The organism is Burkholderia sp. WP9, assembly GCF_900104795.1.
Classification (GTDB): domain Bacteria; phylum Pseudomonadota; class Gammaproteobacteria; order Burkholderiales; family Burkholderiaceae; genus Paraburkholderia.
Genome location: NZ_FNTG01000002.1, coordinates 1318764 through 1343155 on the forward strand (window position 1 = coordinate 1318764; position 24392 = coordinate 1343155).

20 protein-coding genes and 2 pseudogenes are annotated in these 24392 nt (G+C 58.4%); 10 read left to right on the plus strand and 12 right to left on the minus strand.

All coding sequences use genetic code 11. The features are described 5' to 3' along the window. Positions 1–44: 44 nt before the first annotated feature. Positions 45–569 (minus strand): cupin domain-containing protein, encoded by a 525-nt coding sequence (locus tag BLW71_RS42795; RefSeq protein WP_218157136.1) that lies wholly within the window; start codon positions 567–569, stop codon positions 45–47. Here BLW71_RS42795 and BLW71_RS42035 point away from each other — a divergent pair. After that, positions 484–855 (plus strand): hypothetical protein, encoded by a 372-nt coding sequence (locus BLW71_RS42035; protein WP_218157153.1) that lies wholly within the window; start codon positions 484–486, stop codon positions 853–855. The two genes, BLW71_RS42795 and BLW71_RS42035, sit on opposite strands and share 86 nt — an antisense overlap. A gap of 11 nt (positions 856–866) precedes the next feature. Here BLW71_RS42035 and BLW71_RS27205 read toward each other — a convergent pair. Continuing rightward, positions 867–1569: pseudogene (locus BLW71_RS27205) on the minus strand (IS6 family transposase). 465 nt (positions 1570–2034) lie between these two features. Between BLW71_RS27205 and BLW71_RS27210 the strand changes: the two are divergent. The 8 genes from BLW71_RS27210 (at position 2035) to BLW71_RS27245 (ending at position 10378) form a co-directional block, all read left to right on the plus strand. Beyond that, on the plus strand, positions 2035–2706 hold the full coding sequence (locus tag BLW71_RS27210) for a GntR family transcriptional regulator (RefSeq protein ID WP_091804117.1): 672 nt from the start codon (positions 2035–2037) through the stop codon (positions 2704–2706). Positions 2707–2832: 126 nt separating this feature from the next. Next, positions 2833–3630, plus strand: coding sequence for an ABC transporter substrate-binding protein (locus tag BLW71_RS27215; RefSeq protein ID WP_091804120.1), 798 nt, complete (start codon positions 2833–2835; stop codon positions 3628–3630). Between the two features lie 81 nt (positions 3631–3711). Continuing rightward, positions 3712–4407: an ABC transporter permease gene (locus BLW71_RS27220; RefSeq protein ID WP_091804124.1), complete on the plus strand. Its 696-nt coding sequence runs from the start codon at positions 3712–3714 to the stop codon at positions 4405–4407. Next, a complete protein-coding gene (locus BLW71_RS27225; RefSeq protein ID WP_091804127.1) occupies positions 4407–5132 on the plus strand; it encodes an ABC transporter permease in 726 nt (241 codons plus the stop codon). Before BLW71_RS27220 ends, BLW71_RS27225 begins: the two co-directional genes overlap by 1 nt. An 11-nt stretch (positions 5133–5143) precedes the next feature. Further along, positions 5144–5908 (plus strand): ABC transporter ATP-binding protein, encoded by a 765-nt coding sequence (locus BLW71_RS27230; RefSeq protein ID WP_091804130.1) that lies wholly within the window; start codon positions 5144–5146, stop codon positions 5906–5908. A gap of 73 nt (positions 5909–5981) precedes the next feature. Beyond that, positions 5982–7352, plus strand: coding sequence for an aspartate aminotransferase family protein (locus BLW71_RS27235; RefSeq protein ID WP_091804133.1), 1371 nt, complete (start codon positions 5982–5984; stop codon positions 7350–7352). A gap of 14 nt (positions 7353–7366) precedes the next feature. Then, entirely contained in the window at positions 7367–8959 is a 1593-nt protein-coding gene (locus BLW71_RS27240) for a gamma-glutamyltransferase family protein (RefSeq protein ID WP_091804137.1), read from the plus strand. 297 nt (positions 8960–9256) lie between these two features. Then, entirely contained in the window at positions 9257–10378 is a 1122-nt protein-coding gene (locus BLW71_RS27245) for a porin (RefSeq protein ID WP_091804140.1), read from the plus strand. 491 nt (positions 10379–10869) lie between these two features. Here the strand turns inward: BLW71_RS27245 and BLW71_RS27250 are convergent, their stop codons facing one another. The 9 genes and pseudogenes from BLW71_RS27250 to BLW71_RS27285 all read right to left on the minus strand — a co-directional run bounded on the left by BLW71_RS27250 (position 10870) and on the right by BLW71_RS27285 (position 21621). Then, positions 10870–11559 (minus strand): substrate-binding domain-containing protein, encoded by a 690-nt coding sequence (locus BLW71_RS27250; RefSeq protein ID WP_286162124.1) that lies wholly within the window; start codon positions 11557–11559, stop codon positions 10870–10872. 149 nt (positions 11560–11708) lie between these two features. Continuing rightward, positions 11709–13172, minus strand: a complete 1464-nt coding sequence (locus BLW71_RS27255; protein ID WP_177205129.1) for a methyl-accepting chemotaxis protein — start codon at positions 13170–13172, stop codon at positions 11709–11711. 137 nt (positions 13173–13309) lie between these two features. Continuing rightward, a complete protein-coding gene (locus BLW71_RS27260) occupies positions 13310–14800 on the minus strand; it encodes a GMC family oxidoreductase (RefSeq protein WP_353615897.1) in 1491 nt (496 codons plus the stop codon). 73 nt (positions 14801–14873) lie between these two features. Continuing rightward, complete coding sequence (locus BLW71_RS27265) at positions 14874–16244, minus strand: IS30 family transposase (RefSeq protein WP_091793389.1); 1371 nt, start codon at positions 16242–16244, stop codon at positions 14874–14876. Positions 16245–16293: 49 nt separating this feature from the next. After that, positions 16294–16407 (minus strand): annotated as a pseudogene (locus BLW71_RS42965) (NAD(P)-binding protein); the annotation flags it as partial. Positions 16408–16411: 4 nt separating this feature from the next. Further along, positions 16412–17875, minus strand: coding sequence for an aldehyde dehydrogenase (locus BLW71_RS27270; protein ID WP_286162126.1), 1464 nt, complete (start codon positions 17873–17875; stop codon positions 16412–16414). Positions 17876–17988: 113 nt separating this feature from the next. After that, positions 17989–19092 (minus strand): OmpP1/FadL family transporter, encoded by a 1104-nt coding sequence (locus BLW71_RS27275; RefSeq protein ID WP_286162127.1) that lies wholly within the window; start codon positions 19090–19092, stop codon positions 17989–17991. Between the two features lie 134 nt (positions 19093–19226). Beyond that, positions 19227–20189, minus strand: coding sequence for a PDR/VanB family oxidoreductase (locus BLW71_RS27280; RefSeq protein ID WP_091804158.1), 963 nt, complete (start codon positions 20187–20189; stop codon positions 19227–19229). A gap of 109 nt (positions 20190–20298) precedes the next feature. Beyond that, complete coding sequence (locus BLW71_RS27285; protein WP_091804161.1) at positions 20299–21621, minus strand: Rieske 2Fe-2S domain-containing protein; 1323 nt, start codon at positions 21619–21621, stop codon at positions 20299–20301. Positions 21622–22056: 435 nt separating this feature from the next. Here BLW71_RS27285 and BLW71_RS27290 point away from each other — a divergent pair, with 435 nt between their 5' ends. Next, positions 22057–22998, plus strand: coding sequence for a LysR family transcriptional regulator (locus BLW71_RS27290; RefSeq protein ID WP_091804164.1), 942 nt, complete (start codon positions 22057–22059; stop codon positions 22996–22998). 54 nt (positions 22999–23052) lie between these two features. Here BLW71_RS27290 and BLW71_RS27295 read toward each other — a convergent pair whose 3' ends face one another. After that, the gene (locus BLW71_RS27295; protein ID WP_091804167.1) at positions 23053–24222 is read right to left on the minus strand and encodes a porin; all 1170 of its coding nucleotides are present in this window, start codon (positions 24220–24222) and stop codon (positions 23053–23055) included. Positions 24223–24392: the final 170 nt, after the last annotated feature.

The window sequence follows — 24392 nt, forward strand, 5'->3', positions numbered from 1 at the left end:
CAGCGTAGGTTCGTCCGGCAGCAACGGGCCGTTCATATTGACGGTTAGCGGCTCGCTGTAGCGGACGAACTCCCAGGCAACGGCAGCGTCGCGTGGTCGCCGCACGCGAATCCAGCGGCGGTTAGGCGAGTGACCGAACAGCGCCTTATAAGCGCGGCTGAACGCAGCCTCCGATTCGTAACTGATACTGAGCCCGATTCCGCCGACCAGCGCGGCAAAGCGCTCGAAAAGGCTGGAGCGAGACATGCCGCAATGACCGCGAGGCTCTCTGTGCTCCACCGCTGCACGGGCCGCTCATGAATTGCCTTCAGCGTATTTGCTATGCGCGAATCGGAAAGTCCGCCCAACCATGCGGACGCGGGGCCCTGCTGGATCCAGCTTTGCAACGTGCGGATGACCACTAGATCAATCAGTCGAGAAGCCGACCAGGCAGCGCCCGGTTGGATATCGTCAGCTTCGATCATCAGAACGTGCACTATCCCCTTGAGCAATCCGGCGCTATCCGCCCGTCGAATATGGATGCGTCTGGGTAGGGCCTTCCCGCATGCCTTCTTCGGCGACGTGCCCACGATAGAAGACGAGCAACTAGCCAAGAAGCAGCGGCCGATCAGCGGTGCGGCCTTCGGCGCGCCGTCCGCTGTTGCAGCCTGGGATATAAAGCCGTCGTACTATGCGATTTCGGCCAACGATATGATGGTGGCCAAAGCCTTCTTCGCCAAGCGCATGAATGCAACGACTGTGACACTGCAGTCCAGCCATGCGTCTCCGGTATCGCATCCCGATGAAGTTGCTGCGCTCATCGATCAGGCCGCAATCGGACCTTGGCCCAAAGTCGGATGGGTTTTATCGCGGTAAGGATCGGTGAACTAGCGAGATTGATATGCAAAGTATTGCTTATATTTTTTGATCGCATAATTGACCAACCGCGGACGAATGGATGGATGGATTCCGTGAGCGCGTTTCGGATGTCTTTTCGCCATCATACTCATAACCTCAATGTCGGCCAGAAAAATCCAGTCACAGCGAAAATTCGTAAAGCCCAGCATTTGGCTGGGTGCGCCGTTTGATCGCCCGCTGGTCCTGCTCGACGAGGATGTTGAGATATTTGGACTGGCGGATATTAACAGTCGTCCTACGATCAGGGTTGATCGCTTCGAGCGCGACGAGACTCGCCCCCTTGTCGATGGTCGCCGTCTCGGGCACGCCATTTTGCTCGATCGACTTCTCAAAGTAACGCCGCGCTGCATTCTTGTCACGAAGGGCGCGCTACAGAAGTCGATGGTGTTCCCGCCCTTGTAAACAGCCCGGTCGAGATATTTCCAGTCGCCTTGGACGCGGATGCAAATCTTATCCATGCGCCAGCTCTTTCCAAGTGGCCGTCCACGACGGCGAAACGCTTTGTCCAATAACAGGCGCAGCTTGAGCTGCCCAGCGATGGACAGTCAAATGATCGACTGCAATACCGCCTTTGGCCATCATTTCTTCAAGATGACGCAGACCCAGCGGATACGCGCTATACGAACGCACGCACTCCAGAATCTCCGCCAGCAGATAGTGCGAGCATTTCAGTACCTCTGGCCAACGCCGGGTTCGGCATCGTCATCAATTCTCTCATTGGCAACTCGTGTAGTCCGATTTCTACAGTCCAGATCTTCCCGCTACGCAACCGGCAAACCTCTGTAACGGCGCCAGTTACGGACGCTGATCTGTACCGCGGCAAAACAGGCTTCGACTTCCCAGCAATGCCGCCGTCGCAAGGCTCGACGTCGTCCGTCCCGCCTGCCGTCGGCGTCATCAACGTTTGCGCCAGTGCGCGGAAAGATTCGGACATTCAAGCCACACCGACGTGCTGAAACCATCCCAGGGTTAACAACTATGTGGCATCTTTTTTGACCGGCTATATTGCATCCGTAAATACACATATCCACTATTACAAATAGGTTTCAAAACCAACTTGTTAGTTAGCGGATACCATTGCGCGAAATTTGCGCAGTTGCGCAGAAACCGCTTTACCAACGCTACCGTCCGCTAGACATGGATACCGACGCACATTCTTTGCACACCCGCTTTCCCGCCACAGCGGAAGAAGAGGCATACGCCTACGTTCTCTACCGCATCCGTATGGGTACTTACGGAGCCGGCGACCGACTCATTCCCGAAGACATCGCCGCTGAAATCAACACCAGCCGCATGCCGGTGCGCGAGGCGTTCCGCAGACTGGCGAGCGAAGGGCTTGTGGTAATCCGCCCCAATCGAGGCGCAATCGTCCGCGGACTCGATGCGGACGAGATGGAGGAAGTGTTCTGCATGCGCGGCGCGCTCGAAGGACTCGCCGCACGCATGGCCCTGCCGAAGATCACCTCGAAACACGTCGCGGAGTTGACGAGGCTGATCGATGTGATGGAAAGCCTTGAACCGGACGTTCAACGGTGGGTCACCGCACACCGTAATTTCCATGAGTACCTCTGCCAATTGTCTGGTCGGCAACGTCTCATTGCGCAGGTCGGCGGGCTGCATACGGTGGTGGAACCGCATATGCGGTTATGGGTGGAACTTGCCGATAAACCGACGACCTCCCGCGACGATCACATGACTATTGTCACCGCGATAAAGGCCGGAGACCCGCTGCTCCTCGAAGCGGCCGTGCGGGAACACATTGAGGCAACCGTGCCCGCATTGCGCGACTGGATGACCACTGAAAATTGAGCATGCTTTCGTGCCTTGACCGCTCGCGATTAAAATCATTAAGTTCTACTATTTATATACGCATTGCAATTAACGTCTTTCAATCCGTAGTTATTTTTTTAACGAGTTACTTTTTAGAGTATCGACATGAAACGACGCGCGAAGAAGTACCTGCTGCTCCTGGCTTTTGCATTGGGGGCGATGAACGTCCACGCGAAAGAGTGGAAAGATATTCGCATCGGCTATGAGGGCGCCTATCCGCCGTTTTCCTCGATTCAGCCTGACGGCACGCCGGTTGGCTTTGACATCGATATGATTCATGCGCTGTGCGCGCAGATGCATGCGAATTGTACACTGGTGCAAATCGGCTGGGACGGTCTGATTCCGGCGCTGCAGGCAGAAAAGATAGATGCAATCGTCGCATCCGTGGCAATTACCGCCGAGCGCAAGCAGAAAGTCTCGTTCACCGAGAAATACTACAACACGCCGCGCCGGCTGGTAGTGGGAAAAAATAGCCCGATAAAGGATGCTACACCCGCAGAGTTAAAGGGCAAGCGCGTCGGCGTGCAGCGTGGCACGCTGGGGGACAAATACGCGAATGCTTACTGGGTGCCGGCCGGCGTTCAACTGGTGCGCTACCCGACCCAGGACGAAGTGTTCCTCGACCTGCGCTCAGGTCGCATTGACGCCGCTCTGCAGGATGCGACGGCAGCCTACTCCGCATTTCTGGTGAAACCTGAAGGCGCCAATTACATGTTCGTCGGCGCGCCGATTACCGGCACCACACCCGAGCAGAAGACGTTGCTTGGCGAAGGCTACGGCATTCCGATCCGCAAGACCGACGACGATCTCCGATTACAACTCAATCAGGCAATCGAAGCGATTCGCGCAAACGGGACGTATCAGTCGATCGAAAAGAAGTACTTCAATTTCGATATCTACTGATGCAGGCGCGCGGCCGGTAATGCCGCGAACGCCGGCTAGGCGCCACGCAAAGCGCCTGGGGAAAATCCAGAGGGGTTTGCCATGTCAGAACTGCAGCAATATTTGCCCGCGTTGATAAGAGGCGCGGAGGTCACGCTCCTGCTCGCGATTTCATCCGTCGCGTTTGCCGTATGCGTCGGGATGGCAGGGGCGATGGCGAAGCTGTCGAATTCGCGTTTGCTGGTGTCGCTTGCCACCGCTTACACGACCCTGATTCGTGGTGTGCCGGAGTTCGTCATGATGCTACTGGTCTTTTATGGCGGCCAGATCGTCCTCAACCGCATTTCCGCTGCGCTCGGTTTTCATGCGCCGGACGTTGACGCCTTCGTGACCGCCGTGTTCACGATCGGCTTCATTTTCGGCGCCTACTACACCGAGACTTTCCGTGGCGCGATTCTAGGCGTTCCGCGCGGCCAGATGGAGGCCGCGCGCGCTTACGGTTTTTCCGCCTGGCTCGCGTTCCGCCGCATTCTGTTTCCGCAGATGGTGCGTCTTGCCCTGCCGGCAGCCGTCAACAACTGGCTGGTGTTGCTCAAGACTACGGCGATCGCGTCGCTGATCGGTCTGCACGACGTCATGTTTATTGCGGACCAGGCGGGCCGCACGACCCAGGCACCGATGACTTTCTATCTCGCAGCGTGCGTGGTCTATCTGCTGGTGACTTCCGGCTCGACCGCTTGCCTCGCGCGTGCGCGCCTGCAGTTGAACCGCGGTGTGCGAGAAGGGAGGCTCCACTGATGAGTTACGACGAACTCGCCCCGCTTTTCGCGGCCTATGCAAGCGGCCTGTGGGTAACCGTGCAGTTGACTGTGTACTCATTGGGCCTCGGTCTGCTATTGGCGGTTCCGCTTGCTGTATTGCGGATCTCTCCCAACCGGCTGTTCAGCGGCCCGGTGGCGGCGTACACATGGTTCATGCGGGGCACACCGCTGCTTGCGCAACTGATGATCGTCTATTACGGCTTCGGACAGTTTTCATGGGTGCAGGATGCATGGCAGCGCGGCAACCCCGTCCTGTTGCTGCTTCGCGATCCGTTCAGTTGCGCAATGATCGCGCTGACAGCAAACACCTGTGCGTACACCACTGAAATTCTCGCCGGTGCGTTAAAGGCGACGCCATATGGAGAGATCGAGGCCGCTCAGGCCTATGGCATGAGCCGGCTTACCGCATGGCGGCGAATTCTTCTGCCGTCGGCGTTGCGCCGATTCATTCCGGCCTATAGCAACGAGATCATCCTGATGCTGCACGGCACGTCGCTCGTTAGCGCAATCACGCTGGTGGATCTGACCGGGGCGGCCCGGGATTTCTATGCGAACTACTACGCGCCGTTCGAAGCATTTGTTTCAGTGGGCACCGTCTATTTCGGACTCACCGCAATTTTTACGCTCCTGATCCGGCTTGCCGAACGCAGATATCTCGTGCATCTGCGCCCGCTGCATTTTGCCAAACTTGCCAGAGGCTAAAGCGACGTCATATGAATGCATTAACTGTAGAAAATCTCCATAAACGATATGGCGATAACGAAGTGCTGAAAGGCGTTTCGCTGGTCGCGAAGCGCGGAGACGTGGTCAGCATGATAGGGTCGTCCGGCTCGGGCAAGAGCACGATGCTGCGTTGTATCAACTTTCTGGAATTGCCTTCGTCGGGACGCGTGACGCTAAACGGCAGCGAAGTCAAAACCTGCGTCGACAAGGGCGGCCAGATACGGATATCGGACCCGGTTCAGCTGCGCAAGATGCGCACCAAGCTTGCAATGGTGTTTCAGCACTTCAATCTATGGGCGCATATGACTGTTCTGGGGAACGTCGTCGAAGCGCCACGGCACGTTCTGAAGCTCACCCGGAAAGAAGCTGCCGAGCGCGCAGAGTGTTACCTCGAGCAGGTCGGCATGTCCCGCTTCAGGGACACCTATCCGTCACATCTTTCCGGCGGGCAGCAACAGCGCGTTGCGATTGCACGTGCGCTCGCCATGGAGCCCGAGGCGTTGCTGTTCGACGAGCCGACTTCGGCACTCGATCCCGAACTGGTCGGCGACGTACTGAAAGTGATGCGTGATCTCGCGGAAGAAGGCCGCACGATGATCGTCGTGACACACGAAATGAAATTTGCGCGCGAGGTGTCGGACCACGTCGTATTTCTGCATCAAGGCGTCATCGAAGAAGAGGGGCATCCGCGCGACGTACTGGCAACGCCGAGAAGCGAACGCCTTCAGAAGTTCTTGTGCGGGGCAATGAAGTAAATCGATTGCGCCGAACATAGCACCAGACAATCGAGCGCGCAGTCATGTAAAGAACGATTCAAGGACGGTTCCAATGCAAAATCTGAAACAAAACGATATCAATCACTATCTTCATCCCTATACGAATCTGAGCCTGCATCAGGAAGTCGGGCCGATGGTGATCGACCGCGGTGAAGGCGTCTACGTGTACGACACGGGAGGAAAGCGCTATATCGAAGGACTAGGCGGCCTTTTCTGCGCGTCTCTCGGCTTTAGCGAATCGAGACTCGCTGATGCGGCGGACCGGCAGATGAGAAAATTGCCGTTCTATCATTCGTTCGGGCACAAGTCGTCGGAACCGGCCATTTTGCTGGCGGAAAAACTGATCGCGATGGCGCCTGTACCGATGTCGAAAGTGTTCTTTGCGAACTCCGGCTCCGAAGCCAACGACACCGCAGTCAAGCTAATCTGGTATTACAACAATGCGCTCGGGCGACCAAACAAGAAAAAGATCATATCGCGTACACGTGCCTATCATGGTGTGACGATCGCGTCGGCTAGCTTGACGGGTTTGCAGAACAACCATCGCGATTTCGACTTGCCGATCGATCGCATCCTGCACACGGATTGCCCGCACTACTACCGCTATGGGAAACCTGGCGAGTCGGAAGAACAGTTCGCGACACGCTGTGCCGACTCGCTCGAGAAGCTGATCCTGAATGAAGGCGCCGACACGATTGCCGCGTTCTTTGCAGAACCGATCATGGCGTCCGGTGGAGTAATTGTTCCCCCTGCCACTTATATGGAAAAGATCCAGACGGTGTTGAAACGATACGACATCTTGCTTGTTGCAGACGAGGTGATCTGCGGTTTCGGCCGTACAGGCAATATGTTCGGCTCAGAAACGTACGGTATGCGCCCCGACATGATCGTCATGGCCAAGCAGCTTTCTTCCGGCTATTTGCCGATTTCCGCACTGATGGTCAGCGACGAGATCTACCGTGGGCTCGTGTCGGAAAGTAAAAAGATCGGTACTTTCGGTCATGGTTTTACTTATAGCGGCCATCCTGTGTGTGCTGCCGTTGCCCTGGAAACGCTGCATATCTACGAAGAGGATGGCATTCTCGAACACGTCAGGAGCGTTACACCGCACTTTCAGGCACGAGTGGCCGAACTCGGCAAGCATCCCCTGGTTGGCGAGGCACGCGGCGCGGGCTTGCTTGCCGCCGTCGAACTGGTTGCGAACAAGGAAACCAGGGAACCGTTCCCGCCTTCCGAAGCCGTGGCGGCTTATGCCGGCACGCGCGCGCTGACCCATGGCGTAATTACGCGTGCTCTTGGCGACGCGTTCAACTTCTGCCCGCCGCTGATCATCACACACGATCAGATAGACGAGTTGTTCGATGCGTCTGAAAAGGCGCTTGACGATACGCTCGCCTGGCGCAATTCATTGGCAAACCGTTGAACAGGAAGCTGAAAATGAGAGACTTTGAACAACCTGGACGTTCGCTCGTAATGTCTAGGGACGGGATGGCGGCGACGTCGCATCCTGCATCGACACTCGCCGCCGTCAGGATTCTTGAAGCGGGCGGTAATGCGATGGACGCCGCAATTGCCGCTTGCGCGGTACAGTGCGTCGTCGAACCTGGTTCGACAGGCATTGGCGGCGATTGTTTTGCACTTTATTCACGCCGGGGTTCGGACGATATCATCGGTTTCAACGGATCCGGCTGGGCGCCGGCGGCAGCCAGCGTAACCACGCTGCGCTCGCTGGGTGTGACAGCGATCGACCGGCATTCGCCACACGCGGTGACGGTTCCCGGGGCGGTCGACGCATGGGCGACGCTGGCACGCGATCACGGCTCGTTGCCGCTCAAGCAGTTGTTTGCATCCGCCATTAGACTCGCGCGCGACGGCTATGCGGTGGCGCCTCGCGCTGCGTCGGACTGGGCGCATCAGGCGCAACTTCTGTCACTGGATAAAACCAGCCGCGAACTCATGCTGGTCGATGGTCAGGCGCCGCGCGCGGGGAGCGTGCACCGGCAGCCGTTGCTCGCCCGCTCGATGGAGGTCATCGCTGAAGCCGGCGCCCGGGTGTTTTACGAAGGGTACATCGGGCAGGACATCGTTGCGTGCCTGCGCGGCATGGGCGGGTTACATACGATCGACGATTTCGCGCAATTCCACGGCGAATACGTGAAGCCTATCAAGGCCAGCTTTCGGGGCTACGACGTGCACGAATGCCCGCCAAATGGGCAAGGCATCATCGCGCTGCTGATTCTGAAGATTCTCGAAGGATTCGAAGCGAACGACGATCCGCTCGGCGCCGACCGCCTACAGCGCGAAATCGAGGCAACACGCATTGCGTACGCGATTCGGGATGCGTCGCTGGGCGCCCCCCGCGGCCAACCAATGGACGTCGATCGACTGCTGTCCGACGAATCTATAAAGGCGCTGCGCGCACGCATCGGTACACAGCATGCACCGGGTGGCACACCATCTACAAAGACCGCGGAACACAAAGACACCGTCTACATTTGCGTGGTCGATAAAGATCGCAATTGCGCAAGCTTCATCAATTCACTGTTCCATCCATTCGGCAGCGGCATCATGGGGCCTGAAACCGGTGTGATGCTGCACAACCGTGGGCAGAGTTTTGCGCTTGAAGAAGGACACCCGAATGCGATCGCGCCGCACGTGAGACCGATGCACACCATCATCCCCGGCATGGTGACCCGAGACGGCAAGGTGCAGATGACGTTCGGTGTGATGGGCGGCCACTACCAGGCGATGGGGCACGCAAATCTACTGTCGAAGGTGCTGGACTACGGCCTCGATATGCAAACGGCAATGAATCTGCCGCGCCTGTTCCCACGGCCGGGCACCAATCTTGTCGAAGCGGAGAGCACATTGCCGACACCGGTGCGCGACGAACTCACTCGCCGCGGCTTCCAACTTGTTGCGCCCCATTGGGCGATCGGGGGCGCGCAAGCAATCCGGATCGACTGGGACGCAGGCTCGCTGATCGGCGCATCAGACCATCGCAAGGACGGTTGCGCGCTCGGCATCTGATCGAGCCGTGTCGAGCGGCGCTACAAGGAATTGGACCCGCACCAGGGAAAGCATGTGGCAAGCTAACTGATCTGCCTGTTCAGACATCGGACCCGCCATCTGCGGTAGCCGGAGCAAGCATGTCGCCTGTGCGAGCGGGCGCATGGCACCAGATTTTTATCAACGGCCTTCAGCGCTATTGTCCGCTGAGTTCGATTCACGCTAAACAATTAGGTATACGAACTTCATTGAAAAAATTGGAACAATGTATACCATCCGCCAACTTCTTTAACCATGCACCTAAGGGAGAGTAGAGCAATGAAATGGATAGCAACGACAGCGGCCTTGTGTGCTGCGGGCATATGTAATACTTCTTTTGCGCAAAACTCCGTCACGCTTTACGGCATCATCGATGAGTCGATTCAATACACGCACAACACAGGTGGCGCGAACAACCAGATCAAGCTACAGTCTGGGCAAATGTCCATCAGCCAGTGGGGCGTGCGGGGCACCGAAGATCTGGGCGGCGGCCTGAGCGCGCTGTTCAACTTGCAGAACGGCTTTAACGTCAATACCGGCAAGATGAATTCCGGACTGCTGTTTGGGCGCAAGGCATATGTGGGTCTGGCGGGGCAATTCGGGACGGTAACAATCGGGCGCCAGCAGGATACTTTGCAAGACTTCGTTCTGGCAGTTCAAGGCGACAACTTTCTCGAATACTTCACCGCGCCCGGCGACATCGACAATGCGGACGGTTCGGTGCGCAACAGCAATGCGGTCAAATGGACGAGCCCGTCGTGGGGTGGGCTGCAGGCGGCGGCAATGTACGGGTTCGGCGGTGTTGCCGGTTCGGTGGGGTCCGGGCAGGCATACAACGCGGCAATCAGCTATAGCAAGGGGCCGTTAACACTCGCAGCCGGGTATTCTCACACCGACAACGGCAATGCAGCGCTGTCGACGCGAGGCACAAGCAGCGCCGACAGTATCTTTCTTTCGCCTGTCAACGATGCATACGCAACAGCAAGCGCGATCAGCATCGCCCGTGCAGGGGCGACCTACGTGGTGGGCCCTGTCACACTCGGCGGGTACTACAGTTATGCGGAATATCTAGCAGACGGCGATTCAACTTTCCGGTCCGCCGAGCGCTACAACAACGCGTCTGCATTCGCGGTCTGGCAGGCTACATCGGCTCTACAGTTCGAGACAGGTTATAACTTGCTAAAGTCACACGGCGATTCATCCGCCATGTATCAGCAGGTCACCCTTGCAGCGGACTACGCGCTTAGCAAGCGCACAGACCTTTACGGCACGATGAGCTACGGGCATGCGTCGGGAAACAACGGCGCGGGCCCTGCGCAGGCGGTAATTTCGGACGCGTACGTCGATGGCGGGAATGAGACGCAGGAACTGTTGATCGCGGGCATCAGGCACCGGTTCTGACGCTTGCTGCGTGTAGATGAAAAGAAAGAGACCGAAGCCTCGCGCCCCGATGTGCTTCGGTCCAATAGCAGGTAAGGCATGATGAAGGCCGCCCGTCATGACTGACTGCACACTCCCCCCGGGCGATGGAGTAACGCACGTTCAATGGCCAGCGTAGAGGTGGGTAGCGAGTTTCATGCGACCCGTTGCTCCATGACGTGCCGCAATCGGGGCAACTGCGCTTAAACGCGTCCACCCGCCTCGTTAGAGCAGCTGACACGGGCACTCAGCGTCCGGTACGGGCAAACAGACAGGAACGATACATCACTCCCGGCCGACACACAGACGGCTCACGATACGCCGAGTGGGCGGCAGCTGCCCGTCCGACGGGACGGGTCCATTCGCGGACACGCCATCGCAATGAAGCTTTCCGCACTCGCGTAGCTACGACACCTGCCTGATGATGAGCGCCGCGGTCGCGTGCAAGGCGAGTTCGGCAAGGTTATCGGCTGTCATGCCGGCTCCATGCCGTGACGCCGCTTGGCGGGGGCGGTCCCTGGGGAGGCTAGAAATGAGAGCAGCGCCCTCGACGCATCTTTCTGCCGGGATGCTGTGCACACGGCGGCAGAAAACACAGTGATGATCTGCACTTCAGGGGGTAAAGAGCCGATGATGTCGATGCCCGGCAAGTGCATCAACTCGCCCAATTGCTGAAAACCTATCTCGACTTCCCCGCGCGCGACGAGCGTACCCACCGGCACGCCGGGCGGCGCCTGCACGATGCGCGACGCGATGGTTTCGTCAATACCCCAACGTCTGAACAGGCGGCTCAGGTGTGAGCCGCTAGGACCTGTCGAATAGCCGATACTACGCGCGGCCAGAATGGCGTCGCGCAGCGCGGCTTCAGTGCCAATATCGGGCCTCAGCGACCCGGATGCTACAGCAATCGCCACGCCGGAACGGACCAGATCGGTGTGACTGGCCGGATCGATCCGGCCGGCTGCGGCGAGCCGGTCGATCGCGTCGGACGCGAGCACGACGATATCGAACGGCTCACCTTCCTGGACGCGTCGGGCAGCGGCGACGCCACCAACTGACTCGATGGCAACACGCCGCCCCGATAGCCGCCCGTATTCTTCAATCAGTTCAGCCAGCACTTGGCGCGTGGCCATCGAAGAGATGCCGATGATCGGCTCATGCATGATTTCTCTACCTTTTAGTCGATATATTGCAGTCCAGCCTGTTGCAACGGCGCGCGCCGACAAGCGCAACGAGAATGGCGAGCAAGAGAAGCGCGGCTTTGTCATTGTGTCGGTCTTCTGAAGCCCCTCCTGTCTTCAATAGCTTTATCTCAAATGTCAAACAGCGACACGGCTTGCGCCACCCCATCGGCTCGCTGGCGCATCTCTTCCGAGATCGACGCAACAGCATCAACGAGTGCCGAATTATGTTGCGTTGCCAGGTCAATCGCCGCTATAGCCTGTTCGATTTTCACCATCTCATGTCGTTGCTCGGAGCACGCATCGTTTATCTCTCGCATCAGGTCGCTCACTACGGCCACCGCAGACTCCGTTTCCAGCATTCCGACGCCTGCTTTCTCCGCCACGCCGCGCCCCTCCCGTGCCAGATCAAGGCTATTGGCGGCAAGGACACGAATTTTGTTAGCGGCCGCCGCGCTTTGTTGAGCCAGGGCCCGCACCTCGGAGGCGACCACCGCGAAGCTGCGGCCCTCAGGCCCCGCGCGAGCCGCTTCGACCGCGGCATTGAGCGCGAGAATGTTGGTTTGAAACGCTATTCCTTCCATCAACCCCAGTATGTTCTCGCTCTCTGAGCTCGATGTATCAACCTGGCGCATGATCTCGATCACTCGCTCAACTACCTCGCCACCTGCGCGCGCCACAAGCGTGGACTCGCGCGCAAGTCGATCGACCTCCCTGGCCGCCTCCGTGTTGTTGGAAATCGTCGCGTTGAGCTGCTCAACACTGGCAGCAGTATCTTGAATAGCGCAGACCTGTTGATCCGTCCGTGCCGATAAATCCCGATTTCCGCCAGAGAGCGTTCCCATTCTTGACACCATCTGTATTACGCCATCACGGACATCGGCGACCGTAGTCCGCAAGTTCAGGGTGGCCTGATTCAGCAAAGCCAGCACGTCCCCTATCTCGTCATCCCCCGGCGCGTGAGGCTCCATGTCCAACTGTCCGGCGGCCAAACCTACAGCCACCCGTGTGATTTCCCGCAAAGGCCGGTAAAACAGGTTGATCAACTGTAGACCGGCAATGAAGAAAATCAGAAATAGAACCACACCTACGATTTCCAAAGGGGTGCCCTTTGACGATAGCGCGCAAGCGGCAAGCGATGCCAGAAATAGCCCAAGAACAATGCTCGCGATCTTCCAACGTAAGGTCACGCGCCTGACTCCGGCGGTCGAACCGAACCATCTTCGCCTGTTGATTCTCCCGGCACTTATCGACCACTCTGCATTGACATCGCCCATCCTCTGGTACGCATACTCCACATATGCAGCCTGTTCCGGCTCGATAGGTTCAATAAGCGCAATTGCCCGCTTGCCGGAACGGCTGGGCATGATATTTGAGCGCGCCCAGAAGACCCCTCCAGTCACAGTTCGATAAGGCAGACAGCCAATCCATGGACGATTGCTTCGCACTGTCTTCTGGATATCCAGCAGGACAGCCTTAGGTATATCTGCGAGTAACGACGACGCTGCCAGATTGACCACCGTGTCGCGTGACCACCCAAGCGATTCCACGAACGTGTCATTCACGTATTCCACCTGGCCATCAAGGGCCGCCATGACGAGTGGGCGGCGTGCGTTTAAGATCATATGTTCAGCCTGTTTGCGCAAAGAGTACTTGCCCAAACGCCCGAGGAAACGCGGTTGAAGTAGCGATAAAATCGCTCGCGGCGAGACGCTGTAGTGCCGTCATGTCTTCACTCGGACTGCATCGCATGCACACCTGAGCTAGTCGCAGATACGCCTATGGCGCTCGTCATCATGATGTCGACCGCACGGTCTGCGACCGCCATCACCGTCGCGTTTGTATTGGAACTGATGATCGACGGCATCATAGATGCATCGAACACACGCAACCCGCTGACACCCTTTACCTTAAGATCCGGGGTCAAGACCGACATGGGGTCGCCCGGGCGCCCCATCCTGCACGTACCCACAGGATGGTAGTTTGAATCCGTGGTCCGCCTGAGGTAGTCGCAGAGTTCATCGTCCGACTGCAAATGGGGCCCCGGTCCGACCTCCTCTCCTACGATTGACGCAAACGGCTCAAGCGCCGTAATGGTTCTCAGATACCGGATCGCCTCAAGGAGTCGCCTCGTGTCCTCGTCATCGTCGAGCCAGTTCGGACTGACGAGTGCATCGTCCGCAGGGTCCGCCGATCTTAGCCGCACCGTTCCGCGAGACCGTGGCCGCACGAGATTTGCCATCAGCGTCATTCCATAGGTCGGCTTTGGCGCCAGCGGATCCGGCCACATGACACCAACGCAATAGAGTTGCAGATCCGGGTCCCCATGCGGATCCCTGAGATTGACGAATGCCATCGTTTCCGCCCCGTTCGACGCAATAGGTCCGTTACGGAACGCGAGATATTGCAGTCCGTTCCACAGTGCGCGTACGCCTCGATCCTCGCCGAAATAGCCGTACTGGCCACGGGTGGTCATCGACACAACCGCGACGTTATGATCCTGCAGGTGTTCGCCCACACCCGGCGAATCGACCCGCACCCCCAAGCCATGCTCGCGCAGGTGCGCGGCAGGACCGATGCCGGACAACATCAGCAGCTTGGGCGTCGCGAACGCACCGGCGCAAACAATCACTTCAGACGACGCTCGCGCACGCACGAGCGCGCCGCTTGCCGTGTACTCGACGCCGACCGCGCGGTCTCCGTCAAACAGAATGCGCTGAACGTTGGCTTGTGTGACCAACGACAGACGCGGATCGGACATGGTAGGAGCGAGAAATGCGTCCGCGGCGCTGCATCTTTTCCCCCGGTACATGGTCGTCTGCATGTAGCCGACCCCGCGCAAGCTTCCAGCGTTGAAGTCCGTCGCAAACGGCAAGCCCTGGCGCTGCATCGCCCGCACGAACCGATCCGCTATGTCGACCTTGTACAACGGATCCGACACCTTTAGCGGGCCGTCCGCGCCGTGGTCTTCGTTATCGAGTCGCTGATTGCCTTCCTGTTTGCGGAAATACGGGACCAGGCCATCCCATGACCAACCAGAATCGCCCGTAGCGGCGACCCAGCGTTCGTAATCGCTCCTGGATCCTCGCGTGTAGGCCATAGCATTCACGGAACTGCCGCCGCCGACAACGTTCCCCTGCGGGATGGAGACCGTCCGGCCACCCAGCGATGGCTGCCCGGCCGATGTGTAGCGCTTGATATACGGGCTACCGTCGAACAGCATCTTGAACGTTCCCGCCGGCATACGGATAAGCGCACTGTTCTTAGGTTCAAGGGGTCGTTGCAACACCTAATGCTTATGACGCAAGTAGTAGATCTCTTAGTGCTTCTGCTGGTGATTTCCATCCAAGGCTTTTACGCGGTCTGCAATTTAGTGCGTCTGCGACGGCATCAAGTTCGCGCTGCGTGTACCGGCTGATGTCGGTGCCTTTCGGAAAGTATTGACGCAACAGACCATTCGTATTCTCGTTGGTCCCGCGTTGCCATGGGCTTTGAGGATCGCAGAAATAGATCTCCAGACCCGTATCGATTCGAAGTTGCACGTGCTGGGCCATCTCTGCGCCTTGATCCCATGTGAGCGATCGCCACAAGTGCTCAGGCAATAATACGATCTTCGCAGCTATGGCATTGCGGACGGCCTCCGCTCCATGACCCGCCAAGGGTGGCCCATTCTTGGCCCGCACGCCAGTGCCATGTCCCTCCATAGGTGGGAGATGGAGCAACATTGTATAGCGGGTAGTCCGCTCGACCAGCGTACCCACTGCGGATCGATTAAGGCCGATGATCAGGTCACCTTCCCAGTGACCCGGAACGGCACGATCATCAGCCTCAGCCGGACGTTCACTGATCATGACCTCCGGAGTAATGAAATGCTTTCCTCGCTGTTGCGTCCTGGCTCGAGGCACACGAAGTGCACGGCCCGTACGCAAACAGGCAGTAAGCTCCTTGCGCAGAGCGCCACGGCCCTGAATGTAAAGCGCCTGATAGATGGCTTCGTGAGAGATTCTCATGGATTGGTCTTCTGGATAGTCGGCCTCCAATCGTCGACTGATTTGTTCGGGACTCCAGCAGGTGCCCCAACGACGGTCCGCGCGGCGGCCTTGCCGTCGTCCTTTCCATGGTACGTTGGGTCCGGCAATCGGCCTGCCTTCTGAATCGGTGACCGCTCCCGCCAATCGACTCTGCACATAATTCTTTAATCTATCGTTCTTGGTCAGTCTGGAAGCTTTCGGACGTTCCGCGGCCCGCTCAGCTTTCCACTGAGCAACTGTCGCCCTGTATATCAATGTGCCGCTACGGGTTGCAGCATTACGGCGCAACTCGCGCGAGATGGTCGAAGGTGAGCGCTGCAGTCTTCGCGCGATCTCACGGATCCCGCAATCCTGCGCCCGTAGCAGCGCAATTTCCTCGCGTTCAGAAAAAGACAGATAAGGCGCAGTGCCCGGCGTCAGCTCGATCGGCGGCATTCCGCCTGCATCACGAAACCATCTTGGCCCCAAAGGTTGGGACACGCCACACGCGCGCGCCGCAGCCTCGCTCTCCATGCCTTGCGCGACACAAGTCCAGAACGCTCGCTTTGTATCTCGCTGATTGACACCTGGCCTGCCGGGCGATTGCATTATTGGTCTTCCTGTCTGTTCCGAACCCCAACCCTGTGCTCGTCCCATTTGGCACCTCCTTTAGGAGATGTTGCAACGACCAGTTGAATCCGCCGTTGGCAGGCGGCCCTGCCTCCAGCAGCAGCACTTTGGCCTTCCATTCACGAACCAGTCGGTTCGCCGTCACGCAGCCAGCACTGCCCGCACCAATCACGATGTAGTCATAGTCCATCGCGTCACTCCTGCCGATCGGACGACAAACCCGCAGGAAGATAAATCGCCTGGTCTTCGAGGAATGCGTGCAAGCCTTCGGGACCGCCCTCCCTGCCGATCCCCGACTGCTTGAAGCCCCCGAAAGGCACATTGGGCGCCATTTCCAGTCCATTGACCGAGACGTTGCCGGTCCTGATCCCTCGCGCGACGGCATAGCCGCGCTCAGCGTCGCTAGTGAATACCGTGCCGCTCAAACCGAAGTCCGTGTCGTTCGCGAGTGCCAACGCCTGGTCGATGTCGTCGTATGCCATGATCGAAACGACAGGCCCGAAGATTTCTTCCCGGGCAATCGTCATGTCGGGCGTCACGCCGGCGAACACCGTGGGCTCGACGAAGAATCCTGCATCGTGTTGAGGATTTCTGCGACCGCCGGTCGTAATCTGCGCCCCTTCATTGCGCCCCGCTTCGACGTACCCGATGACCCGATCGAGCTGACGCTGGCTCGCAAGCGGGCCGATCTGCGTGGTCATATCCCAAGGGTCTCCCACTTTGAGACCGCTTATGACGGCGCTGTACGCTTCGATGAACTCCCGCTCTCGAGTGCGCGGCACCAGAATCCGGGTCTGTGCGAAACAGATCTGACCTGAGAACGGCATGGTGAACGGCGCCAGGGCGGCAAGCGTCGGCTTGAGTTCCGCATCGTCCAGAACGATGGCGGCGGATTTGCCGCCCAATTCGAGCGTCACCCTCGCCAGCCGGTCTGCACAGGCTTTCGCAATTACCTTTCCGATCGCGGTGCTGCCGGTGAAGCTGACCTTATCGACTTCCCTCCTGGCCACCAGATAGGCACCGCCGTCTGCGTCAGCGGTTATCACATTGAGCACGCCCGGGGGAAGGCCCGCCTCGTGCGCGCACTCCGCGACGACAAGCGCGTCGAACGGAGTTTCAGGCGGTGCCTTGACCACAACCGTACATCCAGCAGCCAGTGCCGCGCCCAGCTTGTAAGAGAGAATGGGCAACTGCGCGTTCCACGGCGCAATCAGCGCCGAGACGCCGACCGGCTGTCGAATTATCCTGGCCTCCCCATTGCGCGTCGGTCGGGTTTCCTCGAAAGCGAATGTGGACGCCAATTCGGCGTAGTAATCAAGCATCGCGGTCGCGGTGGGCACGAACATATCGGCGAACCAGATCGGTGCGCCGACTTCCGCGGTCCAAATACGCGACAGCAGCGTCATGCGGGAAGCAAGCGCCGCCGACATCCTTCGCAGGCAGGCAGCCCGTTCGGCGCCGGACATGCGTGGCCAAGGCCCCGTGTCGAATGCCCTGCGCGCGGCATTGACGGCCTTGTCCACATCTCCTTCATCCGCAAGCGGAACCGAAGCGAATACCTGACCGGTGGAAGGCGCGACGAGCGAGACGGATGCATTGGAGCCTGGTTGCAACCACTGCCCATCGATGTAGAACCTGGACTGCACGTTGCCACTCAATTCTGACTTCGAGTCAAACGGAAAAGTTGACATGGAATTTCCTGATGTTGGCTGCTCGTTCGTTACGGAACCCGATATCCGGTCGCGCCGGCATCGAATCCCGGGTATGCGACCTAGAAGCGGTGGCCGTAACTGACGCCGACGACCTCGGTTTTAGTTTTTTCGCTGAATCCGGTACTGGCGCCGTCCCCGGTCACCGTGACAGGAAATCCATATTCGAACACTCCGCTAACTTCATCGTTCTTGTTGAACCGATAGGTCGCGCCCGCCGAAACCGCCGTTGAGACCGGCATCGCCGAAAGCAGATTCTGCGCAACCACCGACGGTCCAATCGGATGATTGCCACGCGAGAAACCCGTGCGCAGGGTCCACCGTGAATTGACGTCCCACGCCGCACCGATGCGGAAGAAGTCCTGGTCTTGCCAGCCGAATCCCTGCGCGGAGCCAATGACCGTGTTGGAGAACTCCATATGCAACCAGTCCGCCGCAAGCGTGACGCCCGGTATGATCTTGTATGCAATGCCGGCCCCGTATTGGGCGCCGATATCGATTCGGCCGCCGCCGCCCGCCAACAGGTCGTTTTCGTAGCCGGCCAGCTTGCTCATCCGGATGCGGCTTGCGTAACTCGCGCCAAATGTAAAAGCCGGTATCGGCTGCCAGATATAACCAATCCGTGCGCCGTAGCCAAAAGCGTTCGATACGCCGTGTGAAGGTAGCGGTTGGAGTGTTCCATCGTCCGTGGGAACGATTGCACCGTTTGCCGAAAACCGTTCGTATGCCAGCGCGAGACTGACACCGATGATATTGTGTTCTGTAATCCTGTACGTTACGGTCGGTGCAGCGATCGCGGTCTGCAAGCTCGATTGAGCCACCCCCGCACCTGCAATCGGGAGCGCCGACCGACCATAACTCGTGCCCACGCCAACCCCGAACAGCGACACGCCCAACGTGAGCCGCGGCGTGATCTGCCAATTCGCGCCACCACTGGGAACCGGATACACCTTGCCGGTATGCAGCCTGTTGGATGAGCTGCCGTAGTCGAAGTCAGTCAACGGTTCGAGAAGCTGTACGCCGAAGTCGGTTCGTGACCCGATCAACCCCATGCCAGCGGGATTGTCGGCAGCCGCCGTACTGTCCTGGGGAAACGCGATCGAGGTTCCGCCCATACCGGCGGACATGACGCCAGATCCGCTGAGCGCGATACCGTCGACCGCCACTGCATATTTCGTGGGGAGTATTACGAGGGCACTTGCAGCTAACACGCGCACACAGCCGGTCCTGCCAAATCGCTTTGACATCCTTGTCTCCAGATATTCTTTTATGAGGTTCCACCCCTAACGGCGGCCCCGATTTACAGATCGACTATCAGCAACTTTGAACGCGAACGTGATACACACACCGCCATGCAATCACCCTGCGCGTGCTCGTGTGCGGTGAGAAAGAAGTCGCGATGGTCAGGGCGTCCTTCCAGTACCTTGACGACGCAGGTTCCGCAAACTCCCTGCTCGCAGGACGTCTCAATCTCCGTTCCGTGCTCACGGAGCACATCGACAATCGTCTTGTCCGTGGGGATCGTGAACGTCTTGCCCGACCGGGCAAGTTTCAGGTCGAATGACGTTTGAGCCTCGGTGTCCGACGACGCCCCCGCCGCGAAATATTCGAGGTGAACCGCGTCGTCGGGCCAACCGTGGCGCGCGGCGACCATGCGAACCGTGTCCATGAACGGTTTAGGCCCGCACAGGTACAGATGCCCACCGTCTCGACGGTTGCGAAGCGCGTTGTCCAGCGTCTCCTCGACGGCGTCGCGCTCCTGGCCGAACAGCAGCCGGCACGAGCCGTTGAGCGGTCCATTGACCAGTTCGTCGCGGAATGCGGTGTGGGTTTCGGATCGAGTGAAATAAAGCAACTCGAACGTATGTTCCCGATCGTGGAACTGCCGCGCCATGCTGATAATCGGTGTAATGCCGATCCCGCCGGCCACGAGCAGGCTGTGGCCCGCTTCGGCACTCGTCGTGAAGTGATTGCGCGGCGTCGAGATGGTCAGTTCACTGCCAACGCGCAATACCTCATGGACAATCTCCGACCCACCGCGCGATTCTGCCTCCCGCTTGACAGCAACCTCGTAGGTCGATGTGTCGGCGCACGATCCGCACAGGGAGTACTGTCGGGTGATCCCCTGTTCGAGATGCAAATCAATGTGCGAGCCAGGCTCCCACGCTGGCAACATGGATCCGTCCTGGGGCGCCAGCTTCAACAGGCGGATTCCTTCTGCAATGGTTTCGGCGGCAACGACGCGAACGGGGATGGTATTCATGGCAAGATACTTCAGGAAGATTCGGGTAACACAAAGACGAAGTCATTGCGGCAAAGATTGCTCGCGTCGCGCCAGCCGAAACGGCGAAGCGAGACGCGCCGGCGCTGCGTTACGTTGTGGTTTGCTGCAGCCTGAACAGCTCCGCGGTCTCGGTGTAACTAGCGCAATACGCTTCCTTCGACTCACCTGCGCCGATCTCGCCGGTTATCACGACCATGTCCCGGAAATCGTTGTCTTCCTTGTGGCGAATCACGCCGCGAGGATCGCCCCCTTCGGCAACGACCTGTGCCGCCTCATCAAGCATGCGGCGCGCGCGCACGATGGCAATGTCCGATGACGAAAGGTGCTCACCGCTTTGTTCGTGAATCGTGCCTTGCGACTGGGTGATCGCAATGTCGTGGACCGAAAAACATTCACCCAAGCCCAGGTAAGCCTGCCGCTTCATTGATTCGCGATCCTGCGAATACAGGTCGTCCTTGGCGCGTCGCATACGATCGCCCTCAGCCTTCTCTGATTCGTATTGCTCTTCAAGCGCGGCCTTATCCAGTTTGCCGCTGCGATGAAAGATGAACTCCCAGCGCCAGTGATGTTCGTCGTCGATAGGAACGTCCCACAGCATGGTGACACCGCCATCGCCCAGGTATCCCTCGAAGCCACCGACTGCACAGGCATTAGGCATTACGAAGTTGGTAATGCGAATCGACGACCGATCGGCACCTTCGATCTTGCGCAGCGTATACAGCCTCACCCCAAAGCGGGTGTCTTCGACAGCCAGCTCAGGTCTGGCCTGATTCGAAAACACACCCCAGCGGGCTTGCATGTCAGCACTAGAAAGTTCCAGCTGATGCAGATAAGAAGTGTGAACCGGGTCAATATTGCCTTCGCTCGCTTGCATCCAGTTGCAGTCGCCGAACCAGCGCGTCGTGTAGCGATATTCGCTACCGCCGGCCAGCGCGGGATAGTTCGGAAAAAGCGGTGGCTCGCCAGGACCCATATACGCCCAAAACGCACCGCCCGCCTCATGAAGCGGATAGGATTTCATCCGGATCCGGTCTTTGGCGGTCAATGAAGCTTCGGCAGGCTGATCCAGACAGCGGCCATTCACGTCGAATAGCCAGCCATGATAGGGGCAACGAATACCACCAGATTCAATACGACCCAGCGCGAGATCGGTGCAGCGGTGAGCACACTTCCGGTCGATCAGACCGACATGACCATCGTCGTCGCGGAATAACACCAGATCCTCTCCCATGATGCGGATCGGCTGTGGCGCAGCGCCGGCAGGCAATGAATCGATCAATGCCACTGGCTGCCAGTACCGTCGAAGCAGTTCGCCAGCCGGCGTACCTGCATTGGTCTGCGTCAGGTACTGGTAACGATCGGCTCCACGCGGACGCGGCTTGATGGTAATCGGATGTGTGGAGGTGTCCATGAAGTCTCCTATGTTCTGTTCAAAGGGCAATCGAAGTAAAAAGTCAGCGCAGTCGGCTGAAACCGGCAGCACCTACGTGGCGTCGTCAGACCTCCGCCGACGCGGACCTCCAGACAGAAACGGGAATGCCAGCACCACAACCGCAGCTGACCCGGCGTAGCCGACGATCAGCCGCCGTATCAAACCCATCGGTCCGAGAACGTCAAAATGTCGGTCAAGTAACGCGTTAAGCAGCGTGCCGGCGAGACAGGTCAGAAATGAGCAGAACAGGCCCATCCTGATAACAGTGCAGCCGCGCCGCCATAAAATGACCCATCGCTGTAAATCCATTGCCAACTCGCCCGGCCTCAATGAGTGTTAAGATATATTGATATCTGACTTAAAAAAATCGCCTTTTCTGCATATCTGATATGCACATTCAGTAGGACTCGGCACATGGAAATCAAACAGCTCCAACACTTTTCGCGCATCGCCGAGATTGGCAACCTGACACGGGCAGCCAGCGTGCTTGGCTTGACCCAAGCGGCCCTGAGCCGCCAGGTCGCGCAGCTCGAGGCAGAGCTCGGCACTGAGCTATTCCGGCGTAATGGCCGCGGACTTGTCCTGACCGAGGCAGGTCAGCGACTGCTTGATCACGTCCCCATGATCCTGCGTCAGATTGCACTTGCCGAGCGCGCGGTCAGAGGCAGCGTTGGGCCGGTGCACGGCACCCTGGTACTCGGACTGCCACCTAGCCTTGCGCGCACGGTCGTCGTGCCACTGATCGACACCTTCCGCGAACAATTGCCTGAAGTAACACTGCGCACTGTTGACGGCTTGTCGGCGAATCTGGTTGATCTGGTCGGTATCGGCAAGCTCGACTGTTCAGTGGTCTACAACCAACCGCCCAGCGATGTCGCCGAACTGCGTCTGCTTGCCGACGAGGAGTTGTATCTTGTCTCCGGACCTGTGAGTCAAGGCGCGGGAAAGGCATTGCCGCGTTCGCTGACACTCGCAGACGTGGCTACACTGCCGCTCGTGACGGCGGGCACGACGAACGCCGTGCACGCGGCATTGGCGACGGCAATGGCCGCGCTCGGCCTGAAACCGCAAGTTGTGCACGAGATCGAGAACCTTACGGCAATCCTCGATCTGGTTCGCAAGGGATATGGAAACGCTGTGATCCCGTTGAGTGGGGTGCACCCGTGCATCGGGGATCCAAAGTTGCGACTGCATCGCATCCGCAAACCGGTACTACGATGCAGTCTATCCGTCGCCACGCCGGCACGTGCGCTGAATGACCCGCTGATCGGACAAGGTACATCGTTGGTACGCGACGTCGTGCGACAGCAACTCGTCCAATTCCATGCCGAGGTCGAGAAAGCAATAGACGCATAATGCGCGGCACCGCTTGCGTAGCCAAGCCCCCCGTGCGGGGGACGGAGGTGCTTTTTAAAAGCGTTGCTGAATTCCGAAAAGCACACCGGTCTGTTTTGCGCTCGCCACCGTGGAATAGCCCGCGCCAACGGAATAGGACGCGCGGCTATTGTTCTGCATGAACCCGAGCATCGTGTAGATGGAGGTTCGCTTCGAAAGCAGGTACGTCGCGCGCATCACGTAGTAGTTGGCGTTCTTCTGATCCGTTGTGGCAATTCTCGATATCTCACCGTCAAGTTCGATATCCGGCCTGATCATGTACGACGCGCCGCCATAAAAAATGTTGGTCTGATAGTCCGTTGCCGTGATCGTCATGCGATGGATCACGCCGCCCCGCAATGCAAGGTCGCCAAGTTGAAAATAGCCGCTAACCATGTATCGCGTCGTATTCTGGCCAGCATTCGAGAGCAATAGCGGCATCGACGGATCGTAGGAAACGCTGCCGGGCAACAAACCGGGTCCACCGCGCAACTGATCGTACACAAACTGCAGACCGAACTCCCGCCCCCAATACCCGGCCAGCGCTGTAATCTGCCGGCATGAGGTCGAGCTTCCGGCAACATTACCCGGGCAGTTCGTTGCACCGGGATTAAAAGCCGCTCCGCCATTCACCGTTGCGCTGCCCGGGCTGCTCGCGGCATCCCGGCCGGTGCTGTAAGTGGCTCCCACCACGAAATGATGGAAATCGTTGAAGTAACTTAGTGTGTTATCGGAACGGCTGTTGGGCAGGTAGGGGTCGAGCGCCGCCAGCGAGTATAAGGCTGGCCCGAGAACGGTCGATTTCATCAACGCGATGTACGTCATGTTGATCTGACGTCCCGCGCGAATCGTGCCGTAAGGTGTTTCAAGTCCAACCCACGCAGACCGGCCAAAAAGCCGGTTACCGTTCTGAAGAGCACCGGAGTTTGGTGCAAAACCACTTTCCAGCTCGAAAATGGCGCTCAGTCCTGCACCGAGCTCTTCCTTGCCGCGCAATCCCCATCGTGACGGAAGCGAAGCGGATAACGAGGTCATCCGTATAGCTGAACCGGACGCGCTTTTTTGACCGGGCGCCCGGGCCACGTTGTTCTCCCAATCCACACCTGTGTCGATAATTCCATAAAGCGTCACGCTCCCCTGTGCACGTACATGAACGGACACCAGGAGCGCAGACGTAAGTACGGCCGCGGTCATAACTTTTTTCATGTCTCCAATCCTTTAGAAGAATATTTTTATATTTTTCGGGACTCGCGATCGTGGAGTCGGAGTCACCTACGTGCAAACCACACAACCGGCACGGCAAAGAAGTTGCGCAGCGTGTTCGAACTAGACAGTCGGACACGCCATATAATTACGTCATACTAAACATTATGTAG

Coding starts and splice junctions, on each gene's coding strand:
- BLW71_RS27230 (WP_091804130.1), top strand. CDS start 5,144: ATGAATGCATTAACTGTAGAAAATCTCCATAAACGATATGGCGATAAC.
- BLW71_RS27295 (WP_091804167.1), bottom strand. CDS start 24,222: ATGAAAAAAGTTATGACCGCGGCCGTACTTACGTCTGCGCTCCTGGTG.
- BLW71_RS27285 (WP_091804161.1), bottom strand. CDS start 21,621: ATGGACACCTCCACACATCCGATTACCATCAAGCCGCGTCCGCGTGGA.
- BLW71_RS27220 (WP_091804124.1), top strand. CDS start 3,712: ATGTCAGAACTGCAGCAATATTTGCCCGCGTTGATAAGAGGCGCGGAG.
- BLW71_RS27245 (WP_091804140.1), top strand. CDS start 9,257: ATGAAATGGATAGCAACGACAGCGGCCTTGTGTGCTGCGGGCATATGT.
- BLW71_RS27250 (WP_286162124.1), bottom strand. CDS start 11,559: ATGCATGAGCCGATCATCGGCATCTCTTCGATGGCCACGCGCCAAGTG.
- BLW71_RS27280 (WP_091804158.1), bottom strand. CDS start 20,189: ATGAATACCATCCCCGTTCGCGTCGTTGCCGCCGAAACCATTGCAGAA.
- BLW71_RS27235 (WP_091804133.1), top strand. CDS start 5,982: ATGCAAAATCTGAAACAAAACGATATCAATCACTATCTTCATCCCTAT.
- BLW71_RS27290 (WP_091804164.1), top strand. CDS start 22,057: ATGGAAATCAAACAGCTCCAACACTTTTCGCGCATCGCCGAGATTGGC.
- BLW71_RS27225 (WP_091804127.1), top strand. CDS start 4,407: ATGAGTTACGACGAACTCGCCCCGCTTTTCGCGGCCTATGCAAGCGGC.
- BLW71_RS27265 (WP_091793389.1), bottom strand. CDS start 16,244: ATGGGACGAGCACAGGGTTGGGGTTCGGAACAGACAGGAAGACCAATA.
- BLW71_RS27210 (WP_091804117.1), top strand. CDS start 2,035: ATGGATACCGACGCACATTCTTTGCACACCCGCTTTCCCGCCACAGCG.
- BLW71_RS27240 (WP_091804137.1), top strand. CDS start 7,367: ATGAGAGACTTTGAACAACCTGGACGTTCGCTCGTAATGTCTAGGGAC.
- BLW71_RS27260 (WP_353615897.1), bottom strand. CDS start 14,800: ATGCTGTTCGACGGTAGCCCGTATATCAAGCGCTACACATCGGCCGGG.
- BLW71_RS27255 (WP_177205129.1), bottom strand. CDS start 13,172: ATGGCGGCCCTTGATGGCCAGGTGGAATACGTGAATGACACGTTCGTG.
- BLW71_RS27215 (WP_091804120.1), top strand. CDS start 2,833: ATGAAACGACGCGCGAAGAAGTACCTGCTGCTCCTGGCTTTTGCATTG.